The following is a 26,432-nucleotide window of genomic DNA, read 5'->3' on the forward strand; positions in this document are numbered from 1 at the left end:
TACTCTATTTAAGGTTAAAATTAGGTACAATGTTTGCTTTTTGTATATTACTAAAAGCAAATACCTCATCATTATTATCAACTGTTAATGTAATCATCTCATTATCAATGGATTTAATATGTCCTTTCCATTTACGACGATTAGCAACAGGGATACGTAAACTCATCGTAATTTCTTCACCAATAAAACGTTTATAATGCTCAAGCGTGAATAATGGTCTGTCCATACCTGGCGATGAGACTTCAAGATTGTAGGCATCTTTGATAGGATCTTCGACATCAAGTACCGCACTAATTTGTCGGCTAACATCAGCACAATCATCAACAGAAATACCCTCTTCACTATCAATATAAACTCGTAACACTGGGTAACGGCCACGGATATATTCAATACCGACTAATTCAAAACCAAGCGCATTAACAGGCTCTTGAATGATATCGGTCAATTGTTGCTCTATATTAGCCAAACAAACCTCCACTGCAGAAAATAAAAAAGGGCATGAAGCCCAACATTCCTTAAAAACTTACGCTTAAATCGAAACGTAAAAAAACCTCGACATGCGAGGCTTACATTTAAAACTAACTATAATGAAGCCACTTGTTTCGAACTTTCATGCAATAATAACAGGATAAATGGTTATGGATGAAAAGTTAAGTGGTTGCGGGGGCTGGATTTGAACCAACGACCTTCGGGTTATGAGCCCGACGAGCTACCAAGCTGCTCCACCCCGCGATAGATGGTTGATGAGTATACTATATTTTGAAAAAAATGCAACTGAAAATCACGCTTTTTTAACAGTTTTACTTGAAGTTATTGAAATATTTCAGATAGTCATTTTGTCTTATTTTTTTAATTACTCACATTAAATTACATTATAATATTTTCTAATGAAATCATAAGGATTTCCGCTGATTTTTCAGCGGAAAAACGTGTTTTTGTGATTAATATTAAATAACGATTTTTGGAGGCTATTTTATAGTTGCATTTTTCATTTTATTGACAAAAATGGCTAATTCATGCAACATTTTTTGAGGGTTATCCAAATGTTGCTCAATAATTTTGACTGTCGCAGAACCAGCAATTGCTCCCGCTGCTCCCGATTTAATTGCTTCACTTACTTGGTTAGGATCAGATATACCAAATCCTTGAATAGCAGGAGGTGCATTAAATTCAATGAGTTTTTTCAATAAATGGGTAAGGGGTTTATTGGCACGATTTTCAGTTCCTGTAACACCAGCGCGAGACACCAAATAAGTATACCCTTTACCATATTTAGCAATATTTTTAATCACTTCATCATCGGCATTAGGTGGACAAATAAATATAGGGGCAATACCATTTTTTTCAGCTGAGCCTATAAACTCTTGCGCATACTCAACAGGTAAATCTGCAATCAATACTGAATCTATCCCTGCTTTAGCGCACTTGGCATAGAAGTTATCAATACCATTTTTGAACACTAAGTTAGCATAGATGAGTAATCCAATAGGAATATGAGTATTATCATGTCGAATTTTGGTTAAAATTTCAAAGCATTTATCTACGGTGATACCACCTTGAAATGCCCGAATATTGGCGTTTTGAATAGTTGGACCATCCGCCATGGGATCCGAAAATGGAATGCCTAGTTCCAATGCATCAGCACCCGCATCAATTAATGTTTGAATTATTTGTAATGAGAGCTCTGGATTGGGATCACCAACGGGAACAAAAGGAACAAATGCACCTCGTTTTTCTTGCTTTAACTTATCAAATAGTTTTTGATAGCGGCTCATTCAACTTCTCCTTTTGCTTTTAAAATATCATAAACAGTAAAGATATCTTTATCCCCACGACCAGATAAATTGACAATTAATAACTGTTCTTTGTTTGGATTTTCTTTGATCATCTTAATAGCGTACGCTAAGGCATGCGATGACTCTAATGCGGGGATTATGCCTTCACTACGTGATAGAGCTTTAAAGGCCGCTAATGCTTCGTCATCAGTAATCGATACATAATCAGCCCGTCCAATACTGTCTAAATATGCATGTTGAGGTCCTACCGACGGAAAATCCAAACCCGCAGATATCGAATAAGATTCTTCAATTTGTCCTTCATCGGTTTGCATCATTGGCGATTTCATCCCAAAATAAATGCCTAGTTTACCATGTTTTAATGATGCGCCATGCTCGCCACTTTCAATACCATGACCACCCGGTTCAACACCAATTAATCTGACCGATTTATCTTCAATAAAATTGGCAAACATTCCAATCGCGTTTGATCCCCCTCCAACACAAGCAATGACAGCATCAGGCAAGCGACCTTCTTTTTCTAAAATTTGCTGTTTTGCTTCACGGCTGATCATTTGTTGAAACTCTCGGACAATGGTCGGAAACGGATGCGGTCCGGCAGCTGTGCCTAACATATAATGTGCTTTTTCATAACTACCTGACCAGTCTCGTAATGCTTCGTTACAAGCATCTTTCAATGTTGCAGAACCTGTTTCAACAGGAATGACTGTTGCGCCCATTAAACGCATTCTAAAAACATTGGGTGCTTGGCGCTTAACATCTTTTGCCCCCATATAAATGCGGCATTTTAGACCTAATAGTGCGCACGCTAAAGCCGACGCAACGCCATGTTGCCCTGCACCGGTTTCGGCGATTATTTCCGTTTTTCCCATTCTTTTGGCTAGTAAAGCTTGCCCTAATACTTGATTGGTTTTGTGTGCCCCACCATGCACAAGATCTTCTCGTTTTAAATAGAGTTTGGTTTTCGTACCCGCCGTTAAATTTTTACATAATGTGAGTGCTGTAGGTCGACCTGCATAGTTAACTAACAAATTGTTAAACTCTTTTTGGAAGCTGGGATCGTTGATCGCAGAGATAAAAGCATCCTCAAGTTGTTCAAGTACAGGCATCAATATTTGAGGGACATATTGCCCGCCAAATTCACCAAAATAAGGATTTAATTTAGACATAACCATTCCTTTTTAAAATTAATTAAATTTGTTCAAATACGGCTTTAATTTTCTGTTTATCTTTAATACCAGCAGACATTTCCACACCGGAATTAATATCAACGCCAATAACTTTAGTGGCTAATGCAGATTTGACATTTTGTGAATTTATACCACCCGCTAAAATCACATTATTTAAATCCAGTCCATTTAGTAATGACCAATCAAAACGTTGTCCTGTTCCCCCTGCTCCATGATCAAAGATATAGCGACTAATTAGCGGATGATGATGTTCTGGGATGACATCGCTAATACTTAGCGCTTTCCAGATTTGACAGGATTGAGGCAGCTGTTGACGTAAGGTTTGTAAATACTCTTCGTTTTCATCGCCATGTAATTGAACGGCATAAAGTGATAATTGTTTGGCAATTTGACTTACTTGCTCGATGTCTTCATTTTTAAACACACCAACCCAATTAAGTGGAGCCACTGACATAAGCGAACGCGCTTTAATGGGTGAAATATAGCGTGGTGATTGGGGGACAAAAATTAATCCACCATAAACAGCGCCAGCTTGATAAGCCGCAACAGCATCTTCTGTTCGCGTCAAACCACATACTTTATTTTCACCTAGCATAACTTTTCGAATCGCTATCGCTAAGTTAGATTCCGACATTAATGCACTTCCAATTAAAAAACCATTAGCAAATTGACTGAGTTCTTTCACCTGATTATGGGTGTATATACCTGATTCACTGATAATGATGCGATCCGTCGGAATTGTTTTAGACAAATTCTTGACCCGATTTAAATCGACACTTAAATCACGTAAATTACGATTATTTATACCGATGACTTTAGCACCAAGTTCAATGGCTCGTTCGACTTCTTTTTCAGTACTCGCTTCAGTTAGTACACCCATATTAAGTTGATGAGCAATCTGACTTAAATGACGATATTCATCATCGGTAACAACAGATAGCATTAATAAAATAGCATCTGCTTGATAATAACGCGCTAAATAGATTTGGTATTCGTCAATAATAAAATCTTTACATAGAACGGGTTGTGTCACTTCGTTGCGAACAATTGGCAAAAATTCAAAACGACCTTGAAAGTATTTTTCATCAGTCAGTACAGAAATAGCCGAAGCATAATCTTTATAGACTTTAGCAATACTCGCTGGATCAAAATCGTTACGAATTAAGCCTTTTGAAGGTGACGCTTTTTTACACTCTAAAATAAACACCGTTTTAGGCTGATTTAAGGCTTGATAAAAATCACGATCACTTGGTTTAATTTCTGATTGAAATGTGTCTAGTGGTTTTTGTTTTTTTTGTTCGATTAGCCATTGCTTTTTATCATCAATGATCTGTTTTAAAACAGTCGCCATTTCAACATTTTCGGTTAATGTATTTACAACCATGTTACTCTCCATTTTACCTTGCTGCTAATTGTTGTAACAGCGTATAGGCTTTGCCACTATGCATCATATCAATTGCTTGCTGCGCATTTTGTTTTAAATCTGACTGACCAAACAGGCTCATTAACATGGCGACATTAGCAGCAATGGCTGCTTCATGCGCCGGTTTACCATGCCCTTGTAAAATGGCAATTAACATATCACGATTCATTTCTGGTGTGCCGCCTTCAATGTCTTTTAAGGTATACTGTTTTAGCCCAAAATCTTGTGGCATCAAAGTAAAATAGCGAATTTCGCCATTTCGAACTTCAGCCACTTGGGTTTCACCATGAATAGCAACTTCATCCATTCCAGAGCCATGAACGACATAAGCATGAGTATAACCGAGCATTTTTAGCGTTTCAGCAATTGGTTTGATTAAATCGGGATGATAAACTCCTAATAAAATACGTTTTGGTCTGGACGGATTTATCAACGGCCCAAGCACATTGAAAATAGTCCTTGTTTTTAATTGCTGACGTACGGGCGCAGCATGACGAAAGCCTGAATGATATTGTTGAGCAAATAAAAAACAGACCCCCAATTCATCTAATGCTTTACGAGATGCTTCCGCAGGCATATTTAACTTTATCCCTAAAGCGGATAATACATCGGACGATCCCGATTTACTTGATACACCACGATTACCATGCTTAGCCACTTTATAGCCTAATGCTGCTGCAACAAAAGCGCTTGCTGTGGAGATATTAATACTATTGGTGCCATCGCCACCGGTTCCCACAATATCGGTAAAGTCATAATCGGGAATATCAAAACTATCCGCATTTTCCAGCAAGGCTTGAGCAGCGCCAGCAATTTCATCAGGTTTTTCACCCCTTACTTTCATGCTAATCACCGCAGTTGCTAAAACGGTTGGTTCAATTTTGCCTTGAATAATAAGATTAAATAGAATTTTACTCTCATTTTGGGTTAATGTTTGTCCTAAATACAATTTATTAATAATAGGTTGAATGTTGTATTCTTGTTTATCAATAATGGCCTCAGGTTTCGATTGTGACTCTGATTGTGGTGGATTGAGTGCCCACTCAATCGTTTGTTCTAACAATTTTACACCTTGAATCGTTAAAATTGATTCGGGGTGAAATTGAAAGCCATAAACCCGATCATGATCATTGCGCACCGCCATTACAATATTATTACAAAGTGCATTAATGGTGAGTGTATTTGGAATATTTTCGCCTTTTAATGAATGGTATCGAGCAACAGGTAGTGGGTTGGGTAACCCTTTAAACATAGCTTGTTCATCGTGTTCAATAAGTGATGCTTTACCATGTAAGATATCACCTGCTGGTACAATACTTCCTCCATAGGACTCGACAATTGCTTGATGACCAAGACAGATACCAATTATTGGCAATTTTCCTTTCAGACGCTTAAGTAGTTCTGGCATGCATCCTGCTTCGCTTGGCGTACCGGGACCTGGTGATAGCATTAAAATAGGATTTTGCATTTGAGATAATTTTTCAATAATGACGTCGGCTGGAATCGTATTACGATAAACAGTGACACAATGTTTGCTATTACGCAGTTGATCGACTAAGTTATAAGTAAAGGAATCAACATTATCAATAAATAAAATATTAGCCATTAAAATACACCTTCTACATGATGTGCTGCCATAATCGCACGAACAACGGCACGAGCTTTATTACGTGACTCATCAGACTCAAATTGTGGTTCTGAATCTAACACTACCCCCCCACCTGCTTGAACGGTTGCAATTCCTGCTTCCACGTAGGCACTACGAATGACTATGCAAGTATCCAAATCGCCATTGGCGGTAAAATATCCAACCGCTCCACCGTAACTACCTCGTTTAATTTTTTCCGATTCAGCAATTAATTGCATGGCTCGAACTTTCGGCGCTCCCGTTAACGTTCCCATATTCATTGTTGCTTGATAAGCATGTAAGGCATCCAAATCATGTCTTAATTGTCCCACCACTCTTGATACCAAATGCATAACAAAAGAGTAACGATCAACCTTTAATAATTCTTTAGTATAGCGAGTACCGGGGTGACATATACGCGCTAAATCATTACGGGCTAAGTCAACTAACATTAAATGTTCTGCTAACTCTTTCTTATCGGTACGCATCTCAAGCTCTAATCGACTGTCTAAATCATAATCAATTTCACCATTCGCCGTTAATCCTCGAGGGCGAGTACCAGCAATCGGGTAGATTTCAACTTGATTTGTTGCTTTAGTATATTTAAGCGCGCTTTCAGGTGATGCCCCAAACAAGACAAAATTACGATCTTGCATATAAAACATATATGGACTTGGATTATTATTTTTTAGCACTTGATAAGCCGATAATGGGGCTGGACAAGGTAACGTAAAACGTCTGGAAGGCACTGCCTGAAAAATTTCGCCTTGTTGGATAGCATCTTGCATTTTTTTAACAACCGTGTTAAAATCGTCATCACTTTTATTACACGTAACATCAATGCTTGCCAGTGATTGGGTTTGAATTGGTTTCATCGGCTTGCTTAATGTCGCATCTAATTCAGCTAAACGATGAGTTAAGCGAGATATTTCAATCTGATCTGACGTAAAAGCGGTAGCCTTCAAAATTGATACATGATCTTGATGATTAATTTCTAATAGGGTTTCCGCTAAATAGAAACAAAAATCTTGGCAACGTTGTTCTGTTGGTAAAATAGGTAAGTTTTCAAATCCTGCCACCAAATCATAACAAAATAACCCACCAACAAATATGACATCCGAGCTACTATGTTCAGGGATATTTACTATTTTAAGTAAAGTTCTTAACGCATCGAAAATCGATAGCGACTTTAAACGAGAATCCTCATCTTGCATGCTATTAATCGTTGGAAAACTCAAGGTTAATTTTTGGGAATGATCGAATGTTTTAATGACCTTTTCGTCAAAAGCATGGTGCAATAAAGGTAACAACTTTTCACCATTAGTGGTCAAGGCTTCAAAAGTCACTTGCGTGTTTATTGCCGAGATACGTAATGCACTATCAACAATCATGACACTTTTAATACCTTGCTTATTATCAATTTCAGCCGATTCGAGCAATAACGTTGCAGGACGATTTTCACATAATTGGTTAAATACTAACGTCGGATCTTGATGATAACAAATAGTTTTAGTTAGCTGGGTTAAAGTTGGCTTATTCATTGTCGACTCACTATTATCAAATTTTTATTTAATTTTTTTATCATTAATTCAAAACTAAAAAACCCGCTTTAAGCGGGTTTATGAAAAAAACAGATAATCACATCACCCGAAATAGCTAATGTGCCACCGACCAAAGCCTATGAATGAATAAATAACTAGGTATAAGTACTGTAATGTCATCATCATTATCTGTTTAATATATTTTGTACTATTAAACTAGTTCATTAGTGTGTTGTCAACAATTAAATTTAAGTAAAGTATCGATAATCGTTTTAATATAAATAAGTTAATAATAACTAGTCAAATTAGAAATTTATCATTAAAATAGCCCCGAATTCTAATTACTAAGGAAATGTTGTCTATGCCTACTTTTTACATCGTTATTGGCGTTATCGTTATACTTGCTTTAATTACTGTATTAAAAGCCATTACTATTGTTCCGCAAGGTTTTCAATATACTATAGAGCGCTTTGGTAAATATACCCATACTCTTGAACCCGGATTAAATATCATTATTCCATTTATGGATGGTGTGGGACGAAAAATTAATATGATGGAACAAGTGCTTGATATTCCATCACAAGAAGTAATTTCAAAAGATAATGCGAATGTGCAAATTGATGCGGTTTGTTTTATCCAAGTACAAGATGCAGCAAGAGCCGCTTATCAAGTTAATCAATTAGAGCGTGCTGTGATTAACTTAATGATGACCAATATACGTACTGTACTGGGTAGTATGGAACTTGATGAAATGTTATCACAACGTGATCATATTAACTCAAAATTATTGGGTATTGTCGATGATGCAACTAGCCCTTGGGGTATTAAAATTACCCGTATTGAAATTCGTGACGTTCGTCCACCTGCTGAATTAATTGCAGCTATGAATGCTCAAATGAAAGCAGAACGTAATAAGCGTGCTGAAATTCTTGAAGCAGAAGGTATTCGCCAAGCAGCAATTTTACGTTCAGAAGGTGAAAAACAATCTGAAATTTTGAAAGCTGAGGGTGAAAAACAAGCCGCATTCTTACAAGCTGAAGCGCGTGAACGTGCTGCTGAAGCCGAAGCAAAAGCAACTCAAATGGTTTCTGAAGCTATTGCCGCCGGTAATATCAATGCAATTAATTATTTTGTTGCGCAAAAATATACCGAAGCACTTCAAGAAATTGGTTCTGCTAAAAATAGCAAAGTGATAATGATGCCGTTGGATGCTTCAAATCTAATGGGTAGTATTGGCGGTATTGCTGAATTAATCAAAGAATCAAAAACTAATTCAAAATAATTTGTTTAATATTAATGCCTCTAATTTAGCGAATTTACACTATGCTAAAATAGAGGCATTGCTTTAATCTTTATAAAATGAAAGGTAAAAAATAATGGCTGATTTTTTTACAGTTATTTATAACTCTCCTCATTGGATTTTCATTGCCTTAGGCGTTATTTCTCTGATTGCCGAATTATTAGGTATAGGTGGATATGCACTTTGGTGTGGAATTTCTGCCATTTGTGTGGGAATAATAGCTTGGGTAATTCCATTATCTTGGCCAACTTTATGGTTCTTATTTTCAATTTTTACGATCGTTTCTGTTTATCTCTGGTATGTTTGGCTTAAAAGCAAAGGAAAACATCGTTCAAGTAAAAACCAAATTAATCAACCTCAACATGACTTAATTGGTATTAAAACAGTCGTCACTGATGCAATTGTCAATGGTTCTGGTCGAGTTAAAATTAAAGATGGCACATGGTCAGCTAGATGTAATCAAGATTTACCAGTAGGTCAATCCGTTATTGTTACTTCTGTCGATGGAATAATTTTAAGTGTTGAACCTATCATTTAAAATGTTTTCATATCATATTTGAAAAACAAATATCAGAAAAATAACATTGAGAAGATGATTGAAATTTGTAAAGAAAATAAGATTTATATATGGAAAGATGATACCCAAAATGCACCAAAATTTATGCATTCTTTATTGTGTAACAAAGCAGTATCATTGATTCGATACTATTAATCTTAACATTCATTTATCCTATTAGCCAATAATCATTATTGGCTAATTTTTTTAGTTAATAAACCGCAAATATTTGTCATAACAGTGACGATAAATTGTTCACCTTCCTTTGACTTATCGATGCGATATGCTATCACACTGGTAATGACATATAGAGAGTTATGCCGACAACGCTAAATTTTTTAATTTAATGAGTTTTATTTAGAATAGTGTAAGCATTTTTTATAGTCAAAATAGAAAAGCCCAACAATGTCTCATTGTTGGGCTTTAACTAAAATAATTGGAGTTTACTATCGAGAGGCAATATCACTATGACATCTCGCTCCAGACCACTTAATGTGACATAGAAGTTTTAACACCACCTTCTGGTATAGGAACATAAGCGGTTTCTTTATCTGTTCTTTGTTTATTGTTGCGAACTTTAAGCGCGGTTTTAATACCAAAGAAGATAATCGTGTATACCACAAGTAAGAATAAAATACTTAATCCTGCATTAGTATAATTATTGATAATAATATGATGCATATTATCAATTTGTTGAGCAGTTAACTCTTTACTACCTTCAGCAATTTGACGTTTATATTCATTAGCTAAATAGAAGAAGCCTTCTAATTGCGGATTATCACTGAATAATTTTAGACCTAATGCCCATGTTGTACAGATTAACAACCAAATTGCCGGAATGATTGTGACCCAAATGTATTGCGCACGTTTCATTTTAATCAATACGACTGTTGCTAAAATCAGCGCGACAGCAGCTAACATTTGATTAGATATACCGAATAGTGGCCATAAACTCTTCACACCACCTAATGGGTCAACAACGCCTTGATAGAGGAGATATCCCCATAATCCTACACACCCCAGCGTACCAATAAAGCCGGCGATAAGTGAGTCTGTTTTTTTCAAGAACGGTACAAAATTACCTAATAAATCTTGTAACATAAATCGACCTGAACGTGTTCCTGCATCAAGCGCCGTTAAAATAAATAGGGCTTCAAACAAAATACCGAAATGATACCAAAAGCCCATATTCGCTCCTGGTAATATTTGGTTGAATACATAAGCAATCCCTACCGCTAGCGTTGGTGCACCACCTGCACGATTCAAGACGGACGGTTCACCTATGTCTTTGGCGGTTTGTAGGATTTGTTCAGGAGAGATCACAAAGCCCCATGAACTCACTGTCGCAGCTGCATGAACGGTGACATCTTTTAATTGCGCCATTATCATTGGTGCATCATCAGTCCCCAATTTATGCAAATCAGGCATTGTAATCCCTAATCCTGCTGGTGGAGTATTCATCGCAAAATAGAGACCAGGCTCAATAATTGAAGCTGCTACTAACGCCATTATGGCGACAAATGACTCCATTAACATTGCACCATATCCGATAAAGCGTGCGTCTTTTTCGTTAGCTAATAATTTAGGCGTGGTACCAGAAGAAATAAGCGCATGGAATCCAGAAACCGCACCACAAGCTATCGTAATAAATAAGAATGGAAATAATGATCCCTTCCAAACAGGACCAGTCCCATCAACATATTGTGTTACATCTGGCATTTTTAAATCAGGATTTAATATGACTATTCCTATTGCTAAACCAACAATGACGCCAATTTTCAGAAACGTCGCTAAATAATCACGTGGTGCCAATATTAACCATACAGGTAACATCGCAGAGATAAAGGCATAACCGACTAGCACATAAGTGATCGTTGTGTCTTTAAATGTTAACGCTGGTCCCCAGTAAGGATCGTGAGCAATAACGCCCCCAAACCAAATGGATAATATAAGTAAAACAATACCAATGACTGAGATTTCAAGAACTCGACCGGGTCTTAAAAATCGCATATAGATACCCATAAACAGCGCAATGGGTACGGTTGAACACACCGTGAAAACACCCCAAGGACTTTCTGCTAATGCTTTCACAACAATTAACGCTAAAACCGCTAAAATGATAAGCATAATCAAAAAGCAACCAAATAAGGCAATAGCACCAGGAATTGGCCCCATCTCGCTTTTAATCATTTCACCCAGTGAAGAACCATTACGGCGAGATGAAAGGAAAAGCACCATAAAATCTTGTACGGCGCCAGCAAAAACAACACCAGCAAGTAGCCAAAGTGTACCAGGCAAATAACCAACTTGTGCAGCAAGAACGGGACCAACTAGTGGACCTGCACCAGCTATAGCAGCAAAATGGTGACCAAATAAAACATATTTATTGGTTGGAACATAATTTAGTCCGTCGTTATTAATGACAGCAGGCGTTGCTCGAGTAGGATCTAATCGCATAACCTTATTAGCGATATAAAGGCTATAATATCGATAAGCAACTAAATATACAGATACAGCAGCAGCAACAATCCATAATGCACTGATGTGTTCACCTCGCCGTAATGCAACAACTGCTAGACAGCATGCACCAACAAAAGCAAGAATGACCCAAGGAATATGCTTTAATATTTTATTATTCATAATGATTCTCTTTTTGGGTTTTAAGATTATAAAAACGATACTTAACACCATTAAAATGCTATTTGGCTTGGTGTTTGGATAAATAAAAAACAATTTTTTATTATCTTCCACTATTCCTTACCTATTTTATGGTTTTGAGTATACCTTTGTGACTTATATATCAAGCTTATAGTAAATTTTTGTTGATAAGAATGGTATCGCTATTTAAGCCATAGGTTGAATGGCAACAATGAGTGGTTAAAATCAGTCAATGAGCGGTTTAATAAAATTTACATAAATCGATAATTGAAATCATAATCCTAACATTTCTTTGAGTGATTTTAGATATCGACGACTAACAGGGACTGAAATATCGTTATTTAAAATAATACTTACGCCCGTTGATTCATTAAAGCGAATCTCTTTGAGTTTTTTTAAATTAACTAAGTATTGTCTGTGACATCGAATAAGAGGGGTTTTATCTTCTAATGTCTTTAAAGTTAACTCAGTAAAATATTCATCATTATTTTGATTAAATACATAGATACCACTTATTTTGGAAGCGATATAAAATACATCATCTAAATTTAATAAATAGATACGGTTATGACCAACACAAGGGATATAATCTAAATTTTGATTAACCATATCTAAATGCTTTACATTATTAGGTAATTGATGTTGATGTAAACGGCATAGTGTTTTATTGAGACGGTCTTGTTCTACCGGTTTAAGTAAATAATCAAAGGCTTGTTCTTCAAAAGCTTTAACGGCAAATTCACTGTATGCAGTTAAAAAGACAATGCTAGGCATCGTCTGGGGATCAAGCATCGATAACATTTCAAACCCATTTATTTTGGGCATATGTATATCTAAAAATACCACGTCAGGTTGTAGGCGGTGTATTTTACTGATTGCTTCCATTGCATTATGACACTCAGCAATAATAGCAACATCGGGATCTTTTTCGAGCAAACAACGTAAATTTTCACGTGCAGGGAGTTCATCATCCACAATAATAACATTTAACATTAACTAATTACATCCTCTTGCAATGGTAGTGATAATATCACTTTCGTATATTCGTCAGGTTGACAAAAAATTGCTAAACCATATCTTTCACCATAACGAATATGAATTCTTTTATCGACTAAATTTAGTCCTAATCCTTTCATATCTTTTTTATTTTCTCGATAATTACCCGCATTATCGATGACTTCTAAATACAATGTTAAATCTTTTGTATAAGCATTTATACTCACTTTTCCTTCACCAATCAATTGGGAAGTACCATGTTTTATGGCATTTTCAACGATTGGTTGCAATGAAAATGCAGGAAGACGAGCATTTTCTAAATCTGCTGGGATATGAATATCAAGCGTGAGTTGATCCATAAAACGCATTTTTTCAATTTGTAAATAAGCATTAACATGCTCTATTTCATCTTTGAGCGTAACTATTTCGTCCGTTCTTTTTAGATTTTTTCGAAAAAAAGTTGATAGATTTTGCACCAGCTCAGACGCTTGCACTTTATCACGCCGAATAACCGCGACTAGCGTATTTAAGGCATTAAATAAGAAATGTGGATTAACTTGAGCGTGTAATAACTTAATTTCGGTTTTAGACAATAATTGTTTGTAATGCTCATTTTGACCCGCTAGTATTTGTGCCGATAATAAACTGGCTATCCCTTCCCCTAATGTTCGATTGATTGAACTAAATAAAGTATTTTTTGCCTCATATAATTTAATCGTACCAACGACAGTATTATTTTCACCTCGCAGTGGAATTACCAGCGTTGATCCAAGACGGCAATTTTTATTAATTGAACATTGATACGGTAAATGTGCGCCATCCAGATATTGTACTTCATTTTTTTCAATAGCTTCTAAAGTACTATTTGACGTGATCAGTGTACCCGGTAAATGGTGATCATCTCCAATTCCAATAAAAGCCAAGATTTTTTCTCTGTCTGTAATGGAAACCGCACCAATATCCAATTCTTGATAAATAATTTCTGCCACTTTTGTACTATTTTCTTGATTGAAACCATCACGTAACAGCCCCTCAGTGCTCACTGCAATTTGTAATGCTTTTGCCGAAAAAGCCGAGGTATAGCGTTCGAAAATAGCTCGTCGATCCAATAAAATTCGCATAAACATCGCTGAACCAATACTATTGGCGATAATCATGGGCGCTGCAATACTTTTTACCGCATGTAAAACAGTATCAAAAGGGCGTGAAATTAATAATACTAAAATCATTTCAAGCGATTCGACCAATAAACCCAGCACGCCGACTAACAAAGGATTATAAATAAGATCAACCCGACCTTTTTTCATTAACGCGTAATGCAATAATCCACTGATTAGCCCAATTAATATAGTCGATAACATACAACTTTCAGCCGTTATTCCCCCCAATGTATAGCGGTGAATTCCCCCTGTCACACCGACTAAAAAACCAACCATAGGACCACCAAGAAGACCACCTAAGATCGCCCCGATAGCACGGGTATTTGCAATAGTATCTTCAATGTGAAGTCCAAAATAGCTCCCCATAATACAAAACAGTGAGAAGATAAAATAGCAAACTAATTTGTGCGGTAAATGCACTGTGACTTGCATGAGCGGAATAACAATTGGGGTTTTACTTAGTAAATAGGCAATAACCAAATAAACACACATCTGTTGTAAAAGTTGTAAAATTAGATCGAATTCAAGCATAATTTAAATCTATTAAGCCTATCCCACTAACGAATGTTAATGGGATAAAAAAGTTTAGTTATTCAATAAAGTAAAAGTTTGTTTGTTTTGTGTAGTTGAATCCGAGCCAATAAACACATTAAATTTACCTGGCTCTGCCACATATTGCATTTTGTCATTCCAAAATTTTAACATTTCAGGCTTAATAATAAAGTGCACTTCTCCTTTTTCATGTGCTTTCAATGTAATGCTCTCAAAGCCTTTTAGTTCTTTAACGGGTCTACTTACCGAAGCAGTCACATCTTGTAAGTAAAGTTGAACGGTTTGAGTACCTTCCCTGTTTCCTGTATTTTCAACTATTGCTGTCACAATAATTTGACCATTTTGTTGCATTTCTGTCGCTGAAAGAGAAAAAGTGATGTTGAAATCAGTATAACTTAGTCCATAGCCAAATGGGAACAAAGGTTCATTAGGACTGTCCAAATAAGATGTCGTGTATTTCCCCATATTCTCCGTTCCGTGTGGGCGACCTGTGTTTAAATGACTGTAATAGACAGGTATCTGTCCAACATTGCGTGGAAATGACATAGGTAATTTTCCAGACGGATTATAATCGCCAAACAATACATCAGCAATGGCATTACCGCCTTCTGTACCTAAAAACCATGTTTCAAGCATCGCATCGGCTTGTTGAAATTCATCGACTAATGTTAACGGGCGACCATTCATTAAAGCAATAACAAGGGGTTTACCGGTTGCTTTAAGTGCTCGAAGTAATCTTTTTTGACTTTCAGGAAGGGAAATATCTGTTCGACTTGACGACTCATGTGCCATTCCTTGCGCTTCACCAACGAAAGCGACAACAACATCTGCATTTTTCGCTAATTCGACCGCTTCACTAATCATCTTTTCAACAGGTCTGTCATCAAATTTTGCCGTAACTTCGTAAAGATTTAAGAATTTAAATAGTGCGGGATCATCCGAAAGATTAGCACCCAATGCATAACTGACATTTTTGGGGTTGTTTATTGCGTGATTAATGCCTTCCAAGGGAGTCACGGCTAAATTAGCTCGACCTGCCCCCGACCAACTCCCTAATATATCGCGTTTGGAGTCTGCTAGTGGACCAATAACCGCAATTTTTTGATCTTTAGATAAAGGTAAAACCTTATTATCATTTTTTAATAATACAATACTGCGTCGTGCCACTTCTCTGGCTTCTTTTCGATGTAATCGATTATCAGCAAACATCGTTTCAATGTCTAAGTTTGGATCTAAATTACGATGAGGGTGACGAAACAATCCCATATCATATTTAAGCGACAACACGTGTCGACATGCATTGTTAATATCATCTTCACTCAATGCCCCTTCTTTGACCAGTTGGGGGATAAATTGAAGGAAATATTCATCATTCATACTAACATCAATACCGGCTTTAATTGCAATGCGAACAGCATCTTTGGCATCACTGGCAACACCATGATTAATTAGTTCCCGAATTGCACCATGATCGCTAATGACTACGCCATTAAAATGCCATTGATGACGTAGCACATCGGTCAAAAGCCAATGATTTGCGGTAGCCGGAACACCATTTACCGTAACCAGCGATACCATAATAGCTTGGCTTCCTGCATCTATTGCCGCTTTGTAGGGAACCAGATATTCTTGAAACATTTTTCGTTCACTCATATCGGTACTATTGTATTCTCGCCCACCTTCAACCGCACCATAAAGCGCAAAGTGTTTAACGGTTGTCACCAACGAATTTTTTTCCGCCAAAGACGGCTTTTGCATTTTTTCAACAAAAATCCGCCCAGCTTCTGAAGTAAGATAAGGATCTTCACCAAAACCTTCAGAAACTCTACCCCATCGTGGGTCTCGGGTAATATCAACCATGGGAGCCCAAGTAATATTAAGTCCATCAGAAGTAGCTTCATCAGCGGAAACTTGTGCGACAAGAGCCATTGCTTGGCGATCCCAAGTAGAGGCAATACCTAAATTGATTGGAAACACAGTGCGATGACCATGCACAATGTCAAATCCTAATAATAACGGGATCTTGTTAGGTGAATTTAAAGCACGATCTTGCATTCGTGACAAGTCAGGCTCGACAACAGTATTAAATATCCCCCCAATTTCGCCAGCTTCAATTTGATCTAAGACTTTATCGAGTGTGAGTTCTCCGCCCACACTGATTAAACGCAATTGTCCAACCTTCTGTTCAATGGTCATTTTTGATAATAGCGCATCAATAAAGGCTTTTTTATCCTCGCTATTTTCATTTTGCGCAAGAATAGAAGAAGAGAAGAGACACATGAATAACAATAAGATTAATTTTTTCATCATTAGGTTCGCTGTCACTGTCGTTGTGAGGATTAAAATAAGAATAGAATAGCTGAATCGCTAAAAAAAATCTCAATCTTTACTAAATTTGTGAAAATCAACTTTATGATAGTATGGTGAAATTTTTTAGTAATAATAAGAAAAAATGAGGATTATGCTAAAATGAAGACCGGATATTCAATAAGCAAACTTGCCGACAACATTATCGGCAAATTTAAGCGTTGTTTAGTCTCGAAAATTGGTAAATTGAAAAGGTTGTCCTAATTCACCATTCTTGACTAAAGCCATTGTCGCTTGTAAATCATCACGAGACTTACCAGTTACACGAACTTGATCACCTTGAACTTGAGCTTGAACTTTAATTTTACTATCTTTAATTAATTTCACTATTTTTTTAGCTAACTCTTTATCAATACCTTGCTTCAGTTTGACAGTGATACTGTAAAGTTTACCGCTATGCTCCAATTCTTCAGGAATGTCTAAAGCACCGCCATCAATACCACGTTTAGCCAATTTATCTCGTAAGATATCAAGAAGTTGCTGAACTTGAAACTCAGATTGACTGGTGGCTTTAATTGTCTCGTTTTTTTCGTTCAATTCAAACGAAGCTTCAACATTTTTAAAATCCCAGCGTGTGGTCAATTCACGTGACGCGTTCTCGACGCCATTTTTCACTTCTGGCATTTGGATTTCTGATACGATATCGAAAGAAGGCATAAACTCTCCTCTTCAAAAGATTAAAAATATAAATAGAATTCTAAGAAAAATACAAAGATATATGCCACTTAGTTAGTGGCATTTTTAAGTGTGATTAAAAAATTAATCGATAGTGCGAAGTAACTCATTGATACCCACTTTTCCTAAAGTTTTGGCATCCACTTTCTTAACAATAACGGCACAATAAAGGCTATATTTACCATCTTTAGTTGGTAAGTTACCGGAAACAACAACAGAACCTGCAGGCACACGACCATAATGAACTTCACCGGTTGCACGATCATAAATTTTGGTACTTTGCCCAATAAATACGCCCATTGAAATAACCGAACCCTCTTCAACTACCACGCCTTCTACAATTTCACTACGGGCACCGATAAAGCAGTTATCTTCAATAATCGTTGGATTTGCTTGTAATGGCTCTAAGACTCCACCAATACCTACACCACCAGACAAATGAACATTTTTACCAATTTGGGCACATGAACCAACTGTAACCCATGTATCAACCATTGTTCCTTCATCAACATAAGCACCAATATTAACATAAGATGGCATTAATACGGTGTTACGAGCGACATAAGCCCCTTTACGCGCAATGGCAGACGGAACAACACGAAAACCCTCTTGCGCAAATCTAGCTTCATCATAGTCAGCAAATTTTAACGGCACTTTATCGTAATAATTAGTTGGACCAGCATTGATCAACTGATTTTCGTTAATACGAAACGAGAGCAATACAGCTTTTTTCAACCATTGATGGGTGACCCACTCACCATTAATTTTTTCAGCGACACGCATTTTTCCGCTATCTAATAGATGAATACATTGATTAATTGCATCACGTGTAACAGCATCTGCATTTGATGGTGTGATTTCCGCACGACGTTCAAATGCGGCGTCAATAATAGTTTGTAATTGTTGCATCTCTTGTTTCCTTTAACTTTTAAGTCCGTTGGCAAATTTAATCAGGATTGACAGTATAATATAATATCTGGCACTTTTTAAGCGGTTTGTCATATCATCTTAATACTGTTTAATAAAAAGGACATTAATTTGTGAAATGTGTTCCAATTTTGACAATAAAAAATCATTATTTGAATGTCATTATTTACTATCATCATATCGCTAATTTAACCAATATGTATGATGCAAAATTCAGGATTTTCTTTATTAGAGTTGATCGTTGTTGTGGGCATTTGTGCCATATTTGCTTCCATTGGTGTAACACAATGGAAAACGTTACAATTTAAAGAAGAATTACTTACCACCACTAAACAATTAACGCATTTTTTTAACGAAGTGCAAATTAACGCATACACTTATAATCATACTTATCATTTCTATCTTTTTTCCTCGCCTTGGTGTTTAGTTGCCAGTAAAGGCGATAAACCCAATTCCTGTATGGAGGGTGAATTACGATATATTAAACCCAACAATTCGGTGGAAATAAGCGGTTTAACCAATAAAAAAATCATTTCCTTTTGGGGACGAAGAAACATGGCACAAACAGCTTCTTTAAAACTTCATAATCAGATAGGCGAAACAAAAATTTTTATCTCATTTCGAGGAAGGGTTCGCTTTTGTTATGAGCAAGGTTATCTATCCGGTATGCCTCCATGTTAAAACAATCAGGATTTTCGCTATTTGAAGTATTAATCTGTTTAATGATAGCAAGTTTAATTTTGATTGGCACAAGTCAATGTTATCAACAACTCCAAATGCGGCTAAGTGATGATTATTTAAAATCACATTTACAACAAACAGTTCATCAAGCACTGGCTGGCTTATCTAAAGATATTAAGCGTGCTGGGTTTACGCATCATATTTCTACAGAAATAAAATTTAAACCCATTGAAATTAATGATCGACAAGATTGTATTGTTATTCGTTATGACAGTGGATTAGGTGATAATGGGAGTCGCAACTCTTTATATTCTACTTATTTTGATGTCTTTACTTTTCGCTATCACCAAAATAATCTTGAATACAAACACGCAGCCACAAAATGTGATGGTTTGAATTGGCAACGCCTGTTTGATCCAAATGATGTGAACGTCACACAATTTAGTATCAAGCAACGCAGTCAGACAATTGAAATAAAGTTAACTGCTGAATTAAAAAAACATGCTCATATTCAGTATCACCTTACCAAGATAATCAAAAATGAAAACAGGTAATCGTTTTGTTAACCAATCGGGGTTTAGTGCTATTGTTATGGTGATTATTTTAATGATAATAGGCTTATCTTTATTGTTCGGATTTCATATTTTAGTTGCATCATGGCAAAAAATTGCCATGACAGAAAGACGATACTATCAACAATTTAATACCGCCAGTTCATCATTAAGTTGGGCAATAACCCAACGTTGGCAGCGCCCTAAACCCCATTGGCAATGCCAACATGAGCTAAATTTACAATTAAAAGTTTGTATTAAACAATCGAATTTGAGTCACGATAATGCCATTTTAGTACGAGGAGAAGCTAATGGATTTTTTCTTTATACTTTAGCGCATTTAGACAATGGCAAACTCATCGTTCATAAAGGACAGTGGCTTGATTATTGCCCAGAGAAAAGAAGTCATGATTGTGAATAAACATGCTGGCGGTTTTAGTTTGATTGAAGTATTGATCGCCTCACTACTATTTTCAATCATTCTTTTTAGTTTTATGCAGATGGAAAAAGCCTTATTTCATCAACGCCATTACATTACCAACAAACTACATGCTGATCAGGTTATCTTCCAATTACTCGATAGCTATCCTGATATTGCCCAACATATTATTCCAACACATTGGACATACCTCGTACAAAATAAAACCTATAATAATCAATGTATACTGGTAATCATAACCGTTACTATACCTAATTATGATAAAAGTGAGCAACAACGATTATTTTGCCAATAACAATTAAATATTATTTTCGATAAACTCATGCAATGCCGTTAACACTTGAGCCGTTTTTTCAGCATGAACATTGTGACCGGCTCCTTCAATAGTTACAATTTTAGCCTGTGGAAATTGCGAAAACAGTGTATCCAAATATTGATCAGCTATGTATGTTGAATTCCCACCACGAATAAATAAAATGGGTTTCATACTGGGCGCGTCTGCTTGCCAATCACTTAAATCAGAATAATTTTTAACAATAATGTTAGCATTAAATAGCCAGTGATCGTTTTTAAATGATTTTAATAAAAAATAGATAGTCGCTGTATTCACACCTTGTTGCTCCATAATATGCATAATCTGTTTTTTATCAGTAATGTGCTGTGAACAACACTTTTCTAATGATTGAATAATATCAAAATTAGGCGACTGTAAATATTTAACGGGTGCAATATCCATGACGACAACTTTCTGTATAATTTCAGGCACAATTCGAATTAATTGCATTGCCACTTTTCCACCCATTGAATGGCCGACAATTATAAGATTTTTCAATTGTAATTCATGACAAAGCTCAGCAACATCATTAGCCATAGCGTCATAATTCATTTCATCTGACCACGGCGAAAGTCCGTGATTACGCAGATCGACCTGAATAGTTTGATAATGCGGAGCAAAATCTTTTGCTAACATATTCAAATTATCCAAGCTACCAAACATACCATGCAAAAATAAAATAGGCTGTCCTTCGCCCTGAATTTTATAGTTTAGTTTCATATTTCCACTCTAATATTTATGTTTAAAATTTATTCCAATAGTTGATAATAATTTAGTGATTAATTCTGTAACAATATAAGCTATAAATGTGTTAGAATTCAGCACTTATTTTCATTATATATTAAGTCATATGTTTCAAAATAACCCATTACTCGCACAATTAAAGCAAGAGCTTCATCAACAAACGCCACGCATTGAAGGCACAGTCCGAGCCCATGAGAAGGGATTCGGTTTTTTAGACGTTGATAACAAAACCAGTTATTTTATACCAATGGCTAAAATGAAAACCGTTTGTCATGGCGACAAAGTTTCTGGAATCGTTGTCAAAAACAACGATAAAGAATCTTTTGAACCTGAAGTATTACTTGAAAGCGCATTAGAATCATTTATTGGAAGAATAGGTTTCCATGACCGTTCAATGGTTATCTATCCAGAAAACATGCCTAGTAGTTTTTCGATCCCCTGCAAAGTAAATAGTCAACTTCCACAAAAATTGAAAGAAAATGACTGGGTCGTTGCAACACTAATTTCACATCCTTTGAACGCAGACAAAAAAAAATTTGTTGCAGCCATTACCGACTTCATCGTTGAAGATGATTCAAAATACAAATTATGGCTTAAAACACTAGCACGTTATAATTTAGAAACAACAGTACCGCAAGCTGATACTTTATCGATTATTGAAAAAGAGCTTGAAAATCGTCAAGATTTAACTGACATCTGTTTTTTTACCATAGATAGTGAAAACACTCAAGATATGGATGATGCGATTTCGGTTAATATGGATGAACAAGGTAATTTTAATCTTCATGTCGCCATTGCCGATCCCACAGCATTTGTCTTGAAAGATAGTGATATTGATAATATTGCAAAAATGAGGAATTTTACGACCTACCTTCCCGATTTCAATATCCCAATGTTACCTAAAGAGTTAGCCGATGATTTATGTTCTTTGCAAGCGAATGTAAAACGCCCGGCAATGGTCTGCAAGCTAAAACTTGATTCATCAGGGAATATCTTATTTGATAGCATCAGTTTTACCTCTGCTTGGATAGAATCGAAAGCCAAACTTGCTTATCACAATGTTTCTGACTTCTTGGAAAACAATGAGCAATTATCTTCAAGTCATTCATCTTTACCCGAACAACTTAATATTTTAGCCAATTTAGCTAAGGTCAGAATAAATTGGCGACAAGAAAATGCACTTGTTTTTAAGGATGTAACCGACTACCGTTTCGTACTTGATGAAAATCGCCAAGTTGAAGCTATTATAAAAGAACCGCGTCGCATCGCTAATCAAATTGTTGAAGAAGTCATGGTGATTGCAAACCAAGCATTAACCACGATGTTAAATGAAAAAATTGGTTTTGGTATTTATAATATTCACACCGGTTTTGACACCAAATATCTGGATCAAATATTAAAAATTCTAGCCGACAACGGGATAACTGAGTTTGATAAAACGTCACTAACTTCGTTTGCAGGTTATATAAAACTTCGTCGCATCATTGATATTGATCCGTTTTTAGCCATGCGATTACGAAAATTCCAAAGTCCGGCTGATTTTTCAATTGAACCTCAACCTCATTTTGGATTGGGATTTGACGCTTATGCAACTTGGACATCACCAATTCGTAAATATGGCGATATGGTTAATCATCGTTTATTGAAAGCTTATATGCGCCAGGAAGCGTTAACACCACCGGATACAAATCAACTCAAAACCATGAATGAACGGCGAAAAATGTTAAGATTGGCAGAACGAGATATGGCCGAAAATCTATTTGCTCAATACTTATCAGATAAAATTGGTCAAACATACACAGCTGAAATTGTGGATATCAATCGTGGCGGTGCCAGAGTTCGTCTTACCGATATTGGTGCTTATGCTTTTTTACCTTTATCCATGCTACATTCTGTAAGAGAAGAAATCGTTTCATTACCCGATGAAGGCGTGATTAAAATAAACGATAACATCGGTTATAAACTCACTGATATTATCCCTGTTTCTATATTTCAAGTAAAAAATGAAAATCAATCAATTATCGTTAAATTAACAAATATTAATGAATAATTAAAAATATGATGCCTTGCAGATTAATGATAATTAATCTTTACCTAATGCTGTAATTATTTAGCATCAAGGCATCATATATTGACAATATCTTAACGATTAAATCCTTTTGTTTCGTGATAAGATCTGATATCTTTCCCAACCTTGTTAAAACATTGCTTTTATAAGATAAATGGGTTATAAAAGTGTCGTTGTTATAGCATTAATCGGTAACATCAAGAGGGATTTATGGTATCAATTCATGGTCATGAAGTTTTACAAATGATGGAAGGGAATAGCTACACAGAATTATCTCTACTGGCAGCTATTGAACAACGATTTGGAAAACATGCTAAATTTCATACTTGCTCTAAAACAGATATGAATGCATCTGAACTGATTGCTTTTTTGAAAGCGAAAGCAAAATTTTCACCTGTAACAAATACGCAATTAACAGTTAATATTCAGAAGATCTGTCACCACTAATGATAAAGTTGTAAGTTCTATCACATTTTTTACAAAAAAATACGTCGTTATAAAGTGTTATTATAAAAAAAAGTATATAATTTTTTTAATAATAGCTATATAGCATCCTATTGAATTATAACTCAAGAATAAGTTCATGGAATTTTATATATGAAAATAAGTAATATTTTAACATGTGCCATTGTTGCTATTCTTGTTTCAAGTTGCGCACTTCGATCTGATTTGTCACAGAAAAAAGCTGAAGGGAATACTGAAACAGATCAATTATTGGCTTTACAAAATAAAACTGAATATAACAATCCCTATGTTGTTAATGCAAAAAATCAACTAGCTCAATTAATTGGCAACAAAAATTTTAATAACTATGTTATTAAGCGAGGATTGCTAACGTGTAAAAATGATAATAATTCAGCCTTTTGTGTTTTAAATTTTTATTTGACTGAATATTATAAGCTGAAATCTGATCTGCAACTCAAAAAAATAACTGAAGAAAACGAAGCTGAGCGTCAAATTGAACTGAATAAAATCAAGGCATCTCGCAGCAATATCAAAAATTATTGTGATCTTTCTGCTGATTTTGTCTCGGCAATTTATACAAAAGATACAACCAAGATTGCCAACTACTATCAACCCTTATTTAAAATGTCTGAGCAAGATATGTCAGCACTCTATTTTAAAATCAATAAAGATAATTATGCTCACTTTTTGATTGACCAAAACCCAAGCATTATTTTAGAAATGAAAAACGATTATGTTGAAAATTGTTTAGGCAATCCAAAAGATAATATTATTAATTATTTCAATATATTTAGATAAACCCAATGTGAGTATTTTATGCACAATTTATTGCCAAACAGCCAATTTTATAAAACAGTCACATGCAAAATTTTTTGCGTGTGTGCTGTTTCGTTAATTAGCTTTTCTTCTTGGGCATTTTCGTATGAGGATGTGATAAACAAAGCTAAAGACTTGTCAAAAAAAGCTTATCAGCAACCATCCAAAAATATCCCGAGTGAACTTGCATCATTACAATTTGCAGATTATCAGAAAATTCAATTTAATCATCAAAAAGCTTATTGGAATGATGAAGATACTCGTTTTAAACTTGAGTTTTATCATGAAGGCATGTATTTCGATACCCCCGTTAAGATTAATGAGGTCGTCAATAATCACGCTCAAGAAATAAAATATGATCCTAGTTATTTTGATCTTAGTCAGATTCACTTAGATAAATTAGATACTAAAAATTTAGGCTTTGCGGGATTTAAAGTACATTATCCTATCAATTCGCCAACCAAAACCGATGATGAAGTTTTTACTGCACTCGGTGGTAGTTACTTTCGGGCAATAGGTAAAAACCAAATCTATGGTCTTTCAGCGAGAGGGCTTGCTATCGATACAGGTGAAATATCGGGAGAAGAGTTTCCACGTTTTAAAGAATTTTGGATAGAAAGACCCGAACCGAATCAGAAACATTTAGTGATTTATGCGCTTCTTGATTCATCTAGTGTAACAGGTGCATACAAAATAACGTTAATCCCAAGTGTTGATACCACTGTCACGGTTGAAGCTAAAGTTTTCTTCCGTACATCAGTAAAAAAACTTGGTGTTGCACCCTTAACCAGTATGTTTTTATACGGGCCAAATCAACCTTCGCCAATTTTGAATTATCGCCCTGCTATGCATGATTCCAATGGGTTATCCATTTTAACCAACAATAATGAATGGATTTGGCGTCCGTTAAACAATCCTAAGCGTCTGTCGTTTTCATCTTATAGCTTGGAAAACCCTAAACAATTTGGCTTGATTCAACGTGATAATGGTTTTCAAGATTACCAAGACCTTGACGACCATTATGAGCAAAGACCAAGTGTTTGGACAGAAATTCTTGGCGATTGGCAAAAAGGTCGTGTGGAACTCGTTGAAATACCGACCGCCGATGAAACTAACGATAATATCGTAACGTTCTGGGTTCCGAAAAAACAGTACAATGCTGGTGATGTTCTTGATATTAGCTATCGATTACACTATACGTTAAATGATCAGCAACGTTATCCAAGTAATGTTGCCAGAGCAGTTAGTACGCGTTTATCGCTAGGCGATATCAAACAGGCAAATCTAATTCGTAAACTTGATGGTTCTAATGCTTACGTCATTGATTTTGCAGGACCTCAATTATCCAATAAAATACCTGTTAAGGTGATTTCAAGTATCACCAATGGATCGATTGTTAGCACAGACTCACAATATAATTCAGTCACTAAAGGATGGCGTGTCATTGTAAGGTTTAATGTTGAAGATAACAAAAAAGCCACTGATATTCGTATTCAATTAGCTTCTGAGAAAACTAACGAAATTTTATCCGAAACATGGAGTGGTCAATACCCTGCACAATAGTGA

Annotated in this window: 23 protein-coding genes and 1 tRNA gene; 10 read left to right on the forward strand and 14 right to left on the reverse strand. The window is 35.8% G+C overall.

Translation table 11 applies throughout. The annotated features are described in order from the left end of the window. Positions 1–4: 4 nt before the first annotated feature. The 7 genes from rimP to ACGH4F_RS03535 all read right to left on the reverse strand — a co-directional run bounded on the left by rimP (position 5) and on the right by ACGH4F_RS03535 (position 7,577). Positions 5–466 carry a ribosome maturation factor RimP gene (rimP, locus tag ACGH4F_RS03505; RefSeq protein ID WP_065559534.1) on the reverse strand — a complete coding sequence of 154 codons (462 nt, stop codon included), beginning with the start codon at positions 464–466 and terminating at the stop codon, positions 5–7. A 189-nt stretch (positions 467–655) separates the two neighbouring features. Continuing rightward, positions 656–732, reverse strand: a tRNA-Met gene (locus tag ACGH4F_RS03510). A 236-nt stretch (positions 733–968) separates the two neighbouring features. Continuing rightward, positions 969–1,775: a tryptophan synthase subunit alpha gene (gene trpA, locus ACGH4F_RS03515; RefSeq protein ID WP_411589989.1), complete on the reverse strand. Its 807-nt coding sequence runs from the start codon at positions 1,773–1,775 to the stop codon at positions 969–971. Further along, a complete protein-coding gene (gene trpB / locus ACGH4F_RS03520) occupies positions 1,772–2,965 on the reverse strand; it encodes a tryptophan synthase subunit beta (RefSeq protein ID WP_411589990.1) in 1,194 nt (397 codons plus the stop codon). Before trpB ends, trpA begins: the two co-directional genes overlap by 4 nt. A 22-nt stretch (positions 2,966–2,987) precedes the next feature. Beyond that, positions 2,988–4,370 (reverse strand): bifunctional indole-3-glycerol-phosphate synthase TrpC/phosphoribosylanthranilate isomerase TrpF, encoded by a 1,383-nt coding sequence (gene trpCF, locus ACGH4F_RS03525; RefSeq protein ID WP_411589992.1) that lies wholly within the window; start codon positions 4,368–4,370, stop codon positions 2,988–2,990. A gap of 13 nt (positions 4,371–4,383) precedes the next feature. Next, positions 4,384–6,015 carry a bifunctional anthranilate synthase glutamate amidotransferase component TrpG/anthranilate phosphoribosyltransferase TrpD gene (gene trpD / locus ACGH4F_RS03530; protein WP_267379267.1) on the reverse strand — a complete coding sequence of 544 codons (1,632 nt, stop codon included), beginning with the start codon at positions 6,013–6,015 and terminating at the stop codon, positions 4,384–4,386. Next, positions 6,015–7,577: an anthranilate synthase component 1 gene (locus ACGH4F_RS03535; RefSeq protein WP_411589994.1), complete on the reverse strand. Its 1,563-nt coding sequence runs from the start codon at positions 7,575–7,577 to the stop codon at positions 6,015–6,017. The genes trpD and ACGH4F_RS03535 overlap by 1 nt, the downstream gene beginning before the upstream one ends. 361 nt (positions 7,578–7,938) lie before the next feature. Here ACGH4F_RS03535 and ACGH4F_RS03540 point away from each other — a divergent pair, with 361 nt between their 5' ends. Together ACGH4F_RS03540 and ACGH4F_RS03545 are read left to right on the forward strand one after the other, a co-directional pair. Then, complete coding sequence (locus ACGH4F_RS03540) at positions 7,939–8,859, forward strand: SPFH domain-containing protein (protein WP_411589995.1); 921 nt, start codon at positions 7,939–7,941, stop codon at positions 8,857–8,859. A gap of 94 nt (positions 8,860–8,953) precedes the next feature. After that, the gene (locus ACGH4F_RS03545; RefSeq protein ID WP_411589996.1) at positions 8,954–9,415 is read left to right on the forward strand and encodes an NfeD family protein; all 462 of its coding nucleotides are present in this window, start codon (positions 8,954–8,956) and stop codon (positions 9,413–9,415) included. A 507-nt stretch (positions 9,416–9,922) separates the two neighbouring features. Here ACGH4F_RS03545 and ACGH4F_RS03550 read toward each other — a convergent pair. The 6 genes from ACGH4F_RS03550 to dapD form a co-directional block, all read right to left on the reverse strand. After that, a complete protein-coding gene (locus ACGH4F_RS03550; protein WP_411589998.1) occupies positions 9,923–12,073 on the reverse strand; it encodes a carbon starvation CstA family protein in 2,151 nt (716 codons plus the stop codon). Positions 12,074–12,364: 291 nt separating this feature from the next. Next, on the reverse strand, positions 12,365–13,084 hold the full coding sequence (gene btsR, locus ACGH4F_RS03555; protein WP_267361044.1) for a two-component system response regulator BtsR: 720 nt from the start codon (positions 13,082–13,084) through the stop codon (positions 12,365–12,367). Then, positions 13,084–14,778: a sensor histidine kinase gene (locus tag ACGH4F_RS03560; protein WP_267361046.1), complete on the reverse strand. Its 1,695-nt coding sequence runs from the start codon at positions 14,776–14,778 to the stop codon at positions 13,084–13,086. Before ACGH4F_RS03560 ends, btsR begins: the two co-directional genes overlap by 1 nt. Positions 14,779–14,832: 54 nt before the next feature. Further along, complete coding sequence (gene bglX, locus ACGH4F_RS03565) at positions 14,833–17,106, reverse strand: beta-glucosidase BglX (protein ID WP_411590081.1); 2,274 nt, start codon at positions 17,104–17,106, stop codon at positions 14,833–14,835. A 225-nt stretch (positions 17,107–17,331) separates the two neighbouring features. Next, a complete protein-coding gene (locus ACGH4F_RS03570) occupies positions 17,332–17,823 on the reverse strand; it encodes a YajQ family cyclic di-GMP-binding protein (protein ID WP_267350533.1) in 492 nt (163 codons plus the stop codon). 102 nt (positions 17,824–17,925) lie between these two features. Beyond that, positions 17,926–18,750: a 2,3,4,5-tetrahydropyridine-2,6-dicarboxylate N-succinyltransferase gene (gene dapD, locus ACGH4F_RS03575; RefSeq protein WP_267350535.1), complete on the reverse strand. Its 825-nt coding sequence runs from the start codon at positions 18,748–18,750 to the stop codon at positions 17,926–17,928. A gap of 219 nt (positions 18,751–18,969) precedes the next feature. On the opposite strand from dapD, the gene ACGH4F_RS03580 reads away from it, so the two are divergent. From ACGH4F_RS03580 to ACGH4F_RS03595, 4 genes are read left to right on the forward strand one after another with little or no spacing between them, the layout of a single operon-like run. Further along, positions 18,970–19,449 (forward strand): prepilin-type N-terminal cleavage/methylation domain-containing protein, encoded by a 480-nt coding sequence (locus ACGH4F_RS03580; RefSeq protein WP_411590001.1) that lies wholly within the window; start codon positions 18,970–18,972, stop codon positions 19,447–19,449. Further along, entirely contained in the window at positions 19,443–20,003 is a 561-nt protein-coding gene (locus ACGH4F_RS03585; protein WP_267350539.1) for a prepilin peptidase-dependent protein, read from the forward strand. The genes ACGH4F_RS03580 and ACGH4F_RS03585 overlap by 7 nt, the downstream gene beginning before the upstream one ends. Continuing rightward, complete coding sequence (locus tag ACGH4F_RS03590; RefSeq protein WP_267350541.1) at positions 19,990–20,421, forward strand: DUF2509 family protein; 432 nt, start codon at positions 19,990–19,992, stop codon at positions 20,419–20,421. The genes ACGH4F_RS03585 and ACGH4F_RS03590 overlap by 14 nt, the downstream gene beginning before the upstream one ends. After that, positions 20,408–20,734, forward strand: coding sequence for a prepilin-type N-terminal cleavage/methylation domain-containing protein (locus ACGH4F_RS03595; RefSeq protein ID WP_411590003.1), 327 nt, complete (start codon positions 20,408–20,410; stop codon positions 20,732–20,734). The genes ACGH4F_RS03590 and ACGH4F_RS03595 overlap by 14 nt, the downstream gene beginning before the upstream one ends. Positions 20,735–20,737: 3 nt before the next feature. Here ACGH4F_RS03595 and ACGH4F_RS03600 read toward each other — a convergent pair whose 3' ends face one another. Next, entirely contained in the window at positions 20,738–21,493 is a 756-nt protein-coding gene (locus ACGH4F_RS03600; RefSeq protein WP_411590005.1) for an alpha/beta fold hydrolase, read from the reverse strand. 130 nt (positions 21,494–21,623) lie between these two features. On the opposite strand from ACGH4F_RS03600, the gene ACGH4F_RS03605 reads away from it, so the two are divergent. The 4 genes from ACGH4F_RS03605 (at position 21,624) to ACGH4F_RS03620 (ending at position 26,429) form a co-directional block, all read left to right on the forward strand. Continuing rightward, on the forward strand, positions 21,624–23,567 hold the full coding sequence (locus ACGH4F_RS03605) for an exoribonuclease II (protein ID WP_411590006.1): 1,944 nt from the start codon (positions 21,624–21,626) through the stop codon (positions 23,565–23,567). A 228-nt stretch (positions 23,568–23,795) separates the two neighbouring features. Beyond that, entirely contained in the window at positions 23,796–24,032 is a 237-nt protein-coding gene (locus tag ACGH4F_RS03610) for a YecH family metal-binding protein (RefSeq protein ID WP_411590007.1), read from the forward strand. Positions 24,033–24,182: 150 nt separating this feature from the next. After that, entirely contained in the window at positions 24,183–24,848 is a 666-nt protein-coding gene (locus tag ACGH4F_RS03615) for a hypothetical protein (RefSeq protein WP_411590008.1), read from the forward strand. 18 nt (positions 24,849–24,866) lie between these two features. After that, entirely contained in the window at positions 24,867–26,429 is a 1,563-nt protein-coding gene (locus ACGH4F_RS03620) for a glucan biosynthesis protein G (protein WP_267350551.1), read from the forward strand. Positions 26,430–26,432 lie beyond the last annotated feature (3 nt).

This window comes from Gilliamella sp. CG35, assembly GCF_046635745.1.
GTDB classification, from domain to species: Bacteria; Pseudomonadota; Gammaproteobacteria; order Enterobacterales; family Orbaceae; genus Gilliamella; species Gilliamella apicola_I.